At 69.9% G+C, this 2,054-nt stretch carries 2 protein-coding genes; one reads left to right on the top strand and one right to left on the bottom strand.

Annotated elements, in window-relative coordinates:
* Nucleotides 1-1,264, bottom strand: a 1,264-nt coding sequence (gene dnaG, locus G6026_RS09675; RefSeq protein WP_182613038.1) for a DNA primase, incomplete at its 3' end; no start/stop codon positions are given.
* 68 nt (nucleotides 1,265-1,332) lie between these two features.
* On the opposite strand from dnaG, the gene G6026_RS09670 reads away from it, so the two are divergent.
* Nucleotides 1,333-2,054: TPM domain-containing protein (locus tag G6026_RS09670; protein ID WP_182613037.1), on the top strand; the 722-nt coding region annotated here is incomplete at its 3' end.

Genomic DNA, 2,054 nt, shown 5'->3' with positions numbered 1-2,054 from the left:
GGCGGGCGTACTCGTCCCGCAGGGCCGAGTCGCGGATGTCGGCGACCACCGGAACCGTCCGGCGCAGCGCCTCGACCCGGCCCTCCGCGTGGTCGAGGTCGTACTCCCCGAGCATCGAGCGGATGGCGAACTCGAACATCGGCACCCGGGTGGAGATGAGGTCCCGCACTGCCGCGTCACCCTTGTTCTGCCTCAGGTCACACGGGTCCTGGCCGGCGGGCGCCACCGCGACGAAGGTGCGACCGGAGAACTGCTGGTCACCGGAGAACGCCCGCATCGCGGCCTTCTTGCCGGCCTCGTCCCCGTCGAAGGTGTAGATGATCTCGCCGCGGAAGTAGTTGTCGTCCAGCATCAACCGCCGGAGCGTGGACAGGTGGTCCTCGCCGAACGCGGTGCCACACGCGGCGACGGCGGTGGTCACGCCCGCCGCGTGCATCGCCATGACATCCGTATATCCCTCCACCACCACCGCGCGGCGCTGGGAGGCGATGTCCCGCTTGGCCAGGTCCAGGCCGAACAACACCTGGGACTTCTTGTAGAGCATCGTCTCCGGAGTGTTCATGTACTTGCCCAGCGTGTCGTCCTCGAAGAGCTTGCGCGCGCCGAAGCCGATCACCTCCCCCGCGAGATTGCGGATCGGCCACAACAGGCGACGGTGGAAGCGGTCGATGAGCGTCCCCCGCGAACTGGTCTTGGACAGGCCCGCCGATTCCAGCTCCTTGGGCTCGAACCCCTGCCGCATCAGATGCTTGCTCATCGTGTCCCAGCCCGCCGGCGCGTACCCACACCCGAACGTCTCGGCGTGGGAGAGGTCGAAGCCGCGGTCGAGCAGGAACGCCCGGGCGGTCTCGGCCTCCGCGTCCTCGCGGAGACGCTCGGCGTAGAACTGCTGCGCAGCGGCGTTGGCCTGGACCAACCTCGACCGGGTCCCGCGGTCACGCTGGATCACCTGTCCGCCGCCCTCGTACGAAATGCGGTACCCGATCCTGTCCGCGAGCTGCTCCACGGCCTCGACGAAGCTGATGTGCTCCATCTTCATGAGGAAGGCGAACACGTCGCCGCCCTCACCGGTCGAGAAGCAGTGGAAGTAGCCGTGCTGGGGCCGGACGTGGAACGAGGGCGTCTTCTCGTCCTTGAACGGGGACAGTCCCTTCATGGAGTCCGCCCCGCCTGGTTTGAGCGCGACGTATTCGCCGACGATCTCCTCGATGCGAGTGCGTTCGCGGATCGCGGCGATGTCCTGCTCCGGAATCCGCCCTGCCATGCCGCCCAGAGTAACCGTCCGGACGGGAGACCGGCGTGGCCCCCGCGACAGGCCGATACGCTGGCCGCATGATCGCACCCCTGCCCCGCGCCCACGCCATACGGAACCCAGGGTCCCGCACGGTGGCGGCCTTCGCGTTCCTGGTGGCCCTCCTCGTCGGTCTCGTCGGGTGGGCGACGCCGTCGGCCTCGGCCGAACCGCCGTCCCGGCTGCAGCAGCAGGTCACGGATTCCGCAGGAGTGCTGGGCGCGCAGACGACCGCCGTGGAGGACCGTCTCGCGGAGCTCCGGTCGACCGACAACCTCCAACTCTGGGTGGTCTACGTCGACAGCTTCGACGGGGTGCCCGCGCAGTTGTGGGCACAGGAGACGGCCCGGCTGTCCGACCTGGGGGCCTCCGACGTGCTGCTCGCGGTGGCGGTCGGTGACCGCGGATACTGGTTCGAGTCCACCGACCCGCGTGCGGATCAGCGGATCGCCGACAGGGACATCGAGCCGCGACTCGCGGAGGACGACTGGGCCGGTGCGGCGATCGGTGCCGCCGACGGGCTCGAACGCCAGGGATCGGGCTCCGGGCTCTCCGGCGCCGCTCTGCTCGGACTCATCGCGCTGATCGTCATCGTGGTGGCCGCGGTACTGCTGGTCAGCCGGCGGCGCCGGGCGACCCGAACGGCCCGTCAGGCCGAGTCCGCCCGCGAGATACCCGGAGATGACACCGCCCGGCTGTCCGCGCTGCCGGTGGACGTCCTCGACTCCCGCGCCCGCGCCGGCCTGGTCGAGGCCGACCAGGC

Origin of the sequence: Dietzia sp. DQ11-38-2, from assembly GCF_014145055.1 — a bacterium.
Taxonomy (GTDB): Bacteria; Actinomycetota; Actinomycetes; order Mycobacteriales; family Mycobacteriaceae; genus Dietzia.
The sequence above is the reverse complement of the archived record's forward strand: the minus strand, read 5'-3'. Positions and strand labels throughout refer to the sequence as shown.